The sequence below is a fragment of the Pseudaeromonas pectinilytica genome (genome assembly GCF_054780855.1).
Genome location: NZ_BAAGVN010000289.1, coordinates 1 through 8191, shown reverse-complemented (window position 1 = coordinate 8191; position 8191 = coordinate 1). Strand labels below are relative to the sequence as shown.

Sequence of the window (8191 nt, the reverse complement as noted above, 5' to 3'; positions counted from 1 at the left end):
TTGGTATCCATAGCGGGCACCTCAGTCCAGCGAACTTACTGCAAGTATAGATTGCCCCAACACGTAAAGGGAACAGCGCCAAAAGCCGCCACTTGGGAAACGGCTCAGCCATACGTCGATAGCTTACGTGATTTACTCAGACGCCTTGCACTAAATGAGTTACCACAAGGCTATGACATCCGTTTAGCTGGCCAAACTGACACAAGCCCGAAATGTTTTCAGCCGGGCTTAAAGTTTGGTTTTAAGCAGGGGCAAATTGTGACGGGACATTACTTCACCGTCTATGTAGGACTGGTTGAAAGCTTTGCCGATGAGCCGATAGAAGCCAGTGAAATAGCCTGTCCTTCACCAGATATAGTGGCGGGCGCCTACTGGCCTCGCAATATCTTGTTGCCGGGTGAAAAGACTGAGTTGTATGTGGTTGTTCGCAATCATCGTGAAGAAGCGGTGGAAAGTCAGCGACCTTCGCTTCTTGTGGGAGATGAATAACGATGAAAGCACAATGGGAACAAATGAGCCCGAACATGAAGCGGGGCCTATCGGTTGCTGGTATTGCTGGTGGTCTCATCCTTATGGTGATGGTGTTTTCACCTAATCCTGACGATGACTCAAGTAGTCGGAACCGACAGGAAACGATCCGGCACATTCTTACGGATACCAATACTCGTGATGTTGGGGTCGATAGTTTGGCTGCGAACGTAAAACTACTCAGTGAGCGCAATGAACAGTTACGTCGTGAAGTTGAGCGCTTGCGTCGTGACGTCGATTCAGGACGGCTAAGCCCAGGTTCGCCTTCTATACCAAGTGAAGTCAATGCGGAGCTGGCCCGCCTTCGAGCGGAACTTGATGATGTTCGCGCTGGAGGTGATGCTGCAGTTGAAGGCACAAATAGCCGCTTTGAAGTGCCTTTATCTGCCATGGAATTGCCTAAAGAAGAAAAGCCATTGCCGTCTAACCCAGACGACTATTTTGCCAATGCGCCACTTCCTGATCCGCTCTATCAGCAGCCAGCCAATGGCCAAGGTACACGAGCTCGGGATGTTCCATTGCCGCCAATCACGATTCGTATGATTGAGCCTGAAGTGGTTGTCGAACCAGACGTTGTTGTGCAAGAAGCGCCGCCTTTGTATCTACCGGCGGGCAGCATTATCTCGGGTACTTTGATCACGGGTTTGGATGCTCCTACTCATGAGTCCGCAAGACGTGAGCCTTTTCCTGCATTGCTGAGGATTCAAAAGGAAGCCATTTTACCCAACCGATTTAGAGCGGATATCAAAGAGTGTTTCTTGATCGCCGCAGGTTACGGTGATTTGAGCTCTGAGCGTGCTTATTTGCGAGGCGAGACCATTTCATGTGTGAGAGAAGATGGTGGCGTCATTGAAACACGACTGGATTCTTATGCCGTAGGTGAAGACGGCAAAGCCGGTATTCGTGGCCGATTAGTGTCGAAACAAGGCCAACTGGTGGCCAAATCGATGATGGCCGGATTCCTTCAGGGCTTGGCAGGCGCATTTGATGTGAATCCTGTACCAACGATTCAGACGGGTAATGCAGGTGATACTCAGCTGTACCAACAAGTCATGAGCCAAGAAGCATTACAAGGTGCTGCAATTAAAGGCACTGGTAAAGCATTGGATCGAGTGGCCAAGTTCTATCTGGACATGGCTGAAAATATGTTCCCAGTCATAGAGGTAGACGCTGCAAGGAAAATTGAAGTCATAGTCACTCGTGGGGCCTCGTTGTCGTTGGCCACTTCGCAAGGGGGAGGTGCAAGAAGATGAAAAAATCCTGCATGTTGCTGACCGATCGAAGTCCGTTTCAGACAATAAGATGTGTATCCAGAGGAGAGTTAACCATGACGACATCAATGCAGAACAACCCAAAGCACCAGTCAAAACAGTGGTCTAAAGCTGGATTACTTTTATTGGCAGTCGGCTCAACCTTATTGTCTGGCTGTAGTTCATTGGGTCTTGGGAGTAGTGAATATGGATGCCCAGGTATGCCTGACGGTGTGCGCTGTTTATCCGCTCGTGAAGTCTATGAGCTTACCAGCAATGGTGCTGCACCCAAGACGATTGATGCTGTGGCGGCTCGAATTGGTTCTCCCTCTGGGTATTCACAATCTGATTTAGAGACAGGACTGCTGAGCCATCCGGCATTACCCGAGACGCAGCAATCTGCACCTATTCGCATTCCTTCAAGGGTGATGCGAATTTGGATTGCGCCTTGGGAGGGTGACCGTGGAGATCTGAATTTATCCAGCTACGTGTTTACCGAAATTGAACCGCGCCGGTGGGATATTGGGGTGTCAGCACCTCGAACGGTTTCGCCAGTGCTACGTCCACTTCAGACTCAAAGCGATTCAGCCTCAGCGGGAGCTGATGGTAAGCGCGATAACTTGAGTATCTACGGAGAAACTAACGAATGACAAATGCAGTTCGCACCATTCAAACTCAGCGCCTAATGACCATTGGTGCGCTTGGTTTAATGGCGTTAATGATTTCGGAGCCCTCATTTGCGGGCACCGGTGGTGATGCTTTCACCGATGTGTGGGATACCCTAAAAGACTGGACCCAAGGTACTTTGGGACGGATCGTAGCGGGAGCCATGGTACTGGTGGGTATTGTGGGCGGTATCGCTCGCCAAAGCTTGATGGCCTTTGCCTTGGGCATTGGTGGCGGTATGGGTCTCTACAATACGCCAACAGTCGTTGAAAGTGTTATGTCTGCAACCTTACCTGCTGTTGCCAGTACTCAAGACGTTATTGGCACAACCGTTCCAGCAATCAGCGCCGTCTTACTGGGCTCCTGATAGCAAGAAAAAACGCCCAAGCGGCCAGATATCTGACGGCTTGGGCGTCATCCTACCCCGTACCCGTTTATCATGACGGCGTTTCAGTTAGAAGTAGCCAAAGTAAAGCTGTTTGGGTTCTTTTCAATGTCTTGGCTTCATGAGAGTTATGTGATGTACAAAATGGTACTTATAGGTTATAAATTTACCCAAAGGGTGTGAAAAATACCTTCCTATAAAAACCTTTGTTTGTTCAGTGGTGCGCAATTAATAAGGCCTTTAAATCGAAGGTTGTTGGCACGATGCTTGATATTTAGGATGAACAACTTATTCGATCAAAGGACGAAACATGGCGTTATTAAGATACGCAAACTTAGGAATTCACAGGCCAGACATCCTGCTTAGTAAAGCAGTGAGTGCTCTTGGTGACTTTTATAAGTATTTAGACACCACTCGAAAATACCTAGAAAGTACGAAGGCTGTTAAAGCGATAGCTTGGGAAAAGCTGGACGATGCTCAAAGTGGAGTATGGATACAATTAGTTGAGCCTACCGATAACTGCGGTGATTTCGAAAAGAACTTAAAGCTCTTTTTAGATGAAAGTACTGACACGGTATACGAAGCAAGCCCCGCTAGATGGAAAGCCGTGGGTAGTGCCGCTAGAGAATGCCCAAATTGTAGAAGTCACGGTAAAGCTAAAATGGCTTATGCAACTGAGGAGCACGCGGACGAAATTGCGAGTGAATTAGGCAATGGGCTGTCGTCGTATGAGTGTCCAGACGGTTATGGTTGGCATTTGACTGGGAAATCACAAAGCAATGTTGGATTCAATAAATCCAACGCAATTTCAGTCCTGGACAGAAATGTAGAGAATGACAGCTTGTTATTAGATCGTTTACCTGACCACGACTATTTGGTTATTCGTCCAAACACATACCAGTTAAAGTGTCAGATTAATGCATTACAAAGCTTACAAGACACCCCTTCTATTCACCATCTTCCGCTATTGAGGCTGTTTGAAGGTAAGGATCATGCTAAGTGGCCGAATGTTCCTTATGATGAGCACTTATTTAACGATGACTACTACGTTCTTACCGATGGAGCAAGAGAGGGTACATCTCAGCAGCGTGAGTTTGTAAATATTGCACTCAATACACCAGACTTTGCCTTCCTTGAAGGCCCCCCAGGATCTGGCAAAACTACAGCCATTTGCGAACTGATTCTTCAATTCATAAAGCGAGGTAAGCGGATCTTACTTTGTGCATCAACACACGTTGCTGTTGACAATGTTCTTGAACGAATGATGTCTGAAGAAAATATTTATCGCGACATGGTGTTGCCTGTACGGATTGGAGATAAATCAAGCGTTTCTCAAAAGGCAAAGCCATGGCAATTGGAAGAGTTTGTTAAAACTGAACGCACAAGATTGCTAAAACATCTTCAGCAACAACCGCACATTTCAGTTAGTCAGAAGTTACTTAAAAGTAAGGTCGGTGAAGGTAAACATATTGTTGAGCGTCTTGTTCTTGAAGCGGCGAATTTAGTTTGCGGGACAACTATTGGTTTGCTTCAGCATCCTGATATCAAAAATAAACAATCAACATCGCCAATCTTCGATGTGATGATTATTGATGAAGCATCAAAAACAACTTTTCAAGAGTTTTTGGTGCCAGCGGTACTTGCCAAGCGTTGGATCATGGTGGGAGACCCAAAACAGCTTTCACCTTATGTTGATGATGAAGCTACCGAAGTAAATTTGCAGCCATGTTTACAGGATAGTTATCAGCGAGAAGCATGCGCAGATATTTTCTCTGCTCGACAAATCAATATTCAGAAACGAGAAGTATCCTTGGTTTGCACTGACGATGAAAAGACAATTGAATTTTATCATCAGCAAGCAAAGGCCAAAAATGTATTGGTCGCATCATCTAAAGGTCCGAAGACAGATCTACCTTACGCATCAGTAGTCCTTGGTTCGTCAGCGTTCATCGCTCAGAATGCTAATCACCTTCCCCTAGATTTGACAACCATAAGGGGGCTGCCTGCGATACCGAAAAAGTTAGAAATGCGACTTGCAGCGCATTCGAGATTAACTCGTACAAAAATCAAGACCGAGTCCGATAGCTGGGAATCTCAGCTAGCGTGGCGACTGGCTCGTATGTACGAACAGCGCCTAAATACAGAATCTAACGGAAGTTCTAAAACTGCTAACAAGTTAGAGGAAGATATCAAAGCGCTACTACCATTTGACTCAGAAAAAGACACGTTCACTGCAATAGACAGGGTACGTAGGATCTCACTGCCTTCTATTCTTGAATCACTGCAAGTTGGATTTGAACGAACAGAGTATCAGAAACAAGGCACCGCTCTGTCTGATGGGCTTCCAGCCAGTGTTTTGGATCAACGACAAATACGGCTTAGTTACCAGCACAGAATGCATCCAGACATTGCCGAGTTTTCCCGAGTACATATATACCATGAAAAAGCACTGCAAAGTCCTGATGGCCAAGCTGAAAAGCGGGACTGGGGATACCGAAGCGGCTCACATCGTTGTATATGGCACGATGTTAAAGGTCGAAAAGGCAAAGAAGGTGAAATCACCGCTGAAGTAGAAGAAATATTAAAAGAATTAAGTCGCTTTGATTCTTGGGCAAAATCAAACCCAAATGTTGAGAAAAACCAACAAAAGCCTTGGGAAGTTGCTGTTTTGGCATTCTATCGGGCGCAAGAGCGAGCTATACGTCGAGCTTTACGAAAGTGGACGGGAAATCATCACGGAGTAAGGCATTTCTATCGAGGTGAAAAATCCTCACCGTATATTGATATTCAGATATGTACCGTAGACCGTTTTCAGGGGCATGAGGCTGATTTTGTCATGCTTAGTTTCGCAAATAATCATCCCACGAGTTTTCTTGAAAGTCCAAATCGCTTGAATGTGGCAATTACGAGGGCCAAGCATCAGCTCATTGTGTACGGAAACCGCCCTGCAATGCAAAAGGCATCGGGTGTGTTAGGTACTTTTGCCAGCAATTCATACTGGTCTACAACAATCGAGACTGAATCACAGGAGGCACTATGAGCCAGGACATCATACTAAAACGAGAAATTAAGACTGAAAGTTGGCTCATACAGGGTGAAATCGCGCTGGCAGATAGCCGTCCAGAAATTAACTGCGTGCTGCAATTCCTTCAAGATTATCCGAATGCGAGTTCTGCTGAGTGCTCCGAGCATTTATTTGGGGACAAAATTGGACGTCGTGTCGTTGCTGATAGGTTACTAAACATATGTCGATTATATGGGCTTGCTGAGTCTAATCGAGACCAATACAGGCTCACTGAATCAGGACTGATTGCTCTTGAGAAAGGTCAAATCCTAGTGCCAGAGGATGGGTGTTGGAGCCTTTGCGTTTGTCATGAGCCTTTATTGCCTCATCCACTTCTTACTATTGAAGCGCACACAGAGCCTAGTGCAGCGTCGATCGGACTTGGAAAATACAGAAAAGAGCTAAATGAAAGAGCAAAGCGACTCGTTGAGATTCCTCAAATAGTCAAAGACGTTCGTGGCCTGAAGGTTGAACCAATAGGTGGAGGTTCGGAAGTACGCGTTGATAAAATTGAACTCAAAGGTGAGCGCATCTCACCTCAAGGAAAACCGTATTACATCGAGTGGAATGTGACTGATGGCAATGTCGATGTGAAGCGCGGAAAGGATCTTATATTTTCACGTCGGGTTGAACCAATCAGTCGTCAGCAAGTTTTGAAAGTACTTCTGCATAGTGAGGGCTTGCTTGAACAATGGGATGAGCAAACGGAAATCTTGTCAGTAGTTTTTGAAAATACTACTGAATCTGAGCGAATCAATATGAAGCGCGAGGTAAGTGTAAAAAGACCATCTGTTCACAAGTTGGGCTCGTTTGATGCGATGAAGTTACACAATATTTCTATATCAGCATTGACTGAATTGGATGCTAAAAAGTGGGCTAAATGGAGATTAGAGAAAAATATCAATATGTATGCCACTAATAGCAAGTACCAAGTTTGGAGAGAAAAAGCACTCGAACCTTTTAAAAGTTGGAATTTCACACTACCTGATAGGGCTGAGTTGGCAAATCAGTTTTGGACTGAAGAAGACCAGCAAAATCAGCATACCTGGCATGTCATTGCAGCCCATGATTGGAACCTATAAGGAATTATAGTGATGAATCTAATTGAAAAGTTTACTAAGACTGAAACTAAGATTGTTGATCAATCAAATACCAAGTTGCCCCCTGTGCTTTTGCCTGTTTTACCTAAACAGGTATCTGATCCACAACCTATTAATAGCTCATTGTTCTGCAATGAGCTGCAATCAAGAGTTGTCGAATTAATCGATAATGCTGAGCACTCGGTTATTCTTAGTACGTTTTTGCTTGCTGATGAGAATGTCGAATCTGCTGTCCTAAAAGCTGCAAAGCGCAAAGTTCGTGTGTACATACTATTGGCATGTGAGACTCGTCTTGATGGCGATGTGCCTGACGATGACTTTGGTAAGAAGTGTCTTGTGCAGCATAAGGAAATGTTAAACAAATTGTCTGGACATGTTCACTTTGCATCTGCGCCGCATTTCCACGCAAAAGCCGTTGTTATAGACGCATTACATGAGACTGGTAATGCTAAAGGGTTGCTTTTAACGGCAAACCTTACAGAAGAAGCACTTTTACGAAATGAAGAACTGGGGGTCTCGCTTTCACACCATCAAATAGCTGAGATCGTGAATGTGTTCCGTTGGGCAATCTTCGAGAGTGCGCAGCACCATATGACAAGCCGTGGTGAATTCTCAGCATATAAGTCGCCGGGCAATGTCAGATATCCAAGGGAATTAGCTGAAATACTGGTCACATCGAGTGAAGACGCTCGAATTAGGGAACACGCATTAGCGTTGATCAATCAAGCGGAAAATGAACTCATCATATCGAGTTTTGGATGGCAAGAGGACCATCAGCTTGTAAAAGCAATATGTGAACGTGCGAAGTCGGGGCTAAAAGTCACCATTCTATCTCGCCAAAGACCCGCAGCCATGCCAGCGTTGTTGGCTATGAAACAGGCTGGAGCATCGGTGATGTGTTTTAAATGGCTACATGCCAAAGCGATTGTAGTAGATGGAATGCATGGCATGGTGATGTCGGCCAATTTTCAAACGCATGGTATGGATCAAGGCTTTGAGTTAGGCGTAAAACTCACCGGTACTCAGGTAAAAGAGCTGATGAACTGCTTAGATATGTTTTTAACTAATAGCCACAATGAATTGAGCATCGACATGAGTCTAGGGATGATTTCCGGTGGTTGGCTAATAACATCATGTCGATCGGCCAATAACATCATGCCGATCACTATTTTTCTGCCCGCGTTTATAGCGTCTTTCT

7 protein-coding genes are annotated in these 8191 nt (G+C 45.4%); all 7 read left to right on the top strand.

Going from position 1 to position 8191, the window contains the following annotated elements; genetic code table 11:
* A partial coding sequence (locus ACYVG7_RS11675) for a hypothetical protein (protein WP_460883281.1) occupies window positions 1-489 on the top strand: 489 nt, incomplete at its 5' end.
* 2 nt (window positions 490-491) lie between these two features.
* Entirely contained in the window at window positions 492-1781 is a 1290-nt protein-coding gene (locus tag ACYVG7_RS11670; RefSeq protein ID WP_032482156.1) for a TraB/VirB10 family protein, read from the top strand.
* A 74-nt stretch (window positions 1782-1855) separates the two neighbouring features.
* Window positions 1856-2428: a TraV family lipoprotein gene (locus ACYVG7_RS11665; protein WP_460883280.1), complete on the top strand. Its 573-nt coding sequence runs from the start codon at window positions 1856-1858 to the stop codon at window positions 2426-2428.
* A complete protein-coding gene (traA, locus tag ACYVG7_RS11660) occupies window positions 2425-2811 on the top strand; it encodes a TraA family conjugative transfer protein (RefSeq protein ID WP_275368415.1) in 387 nt (128 codons plus the stop codon). The genes ACYVG7_RS11665 and traA overlap by 4 nt, the downstream gene beginning before the upstream one ends.
* A gap of 328 nt (window positions 2812-3139) precedes the next feature.
* On the top strand, window positions 3140-5869 hold the full coding sequence (locus ACYVG7_RS11655) for a DEAD/DEAH box helicase family protein (RefSeq protein WP_379962565.1): 2730 nt from the start codon (window positions 3140-3142) through the stop codon (window positions 5867-5869).
* Window positions 5866-6975 (top strand): hypothetical protein, encoded by a 1110-nt coding sequence (locus ACYVG7_RS11650; protein ID WP_379962566.1) that lies wholly within the window; start codon window positions 5866-5868, stop codon window positions 6973-6975. The genes ACYVG7_RS11655 and ACYVG7_RS11650 overlap by 4 nt, the downstream gene beginning before the upstream one ends.
* Before the next feature lie 12 nt (window positions 6976-6987).
* The coding region (locus ACYVG7_RS11645) for a phospholipase D-like domain-containing protein (protein WP_460883279.1) at window positions 6988-8191 on the top strand (1204 nt) is incomplete at its 3' end.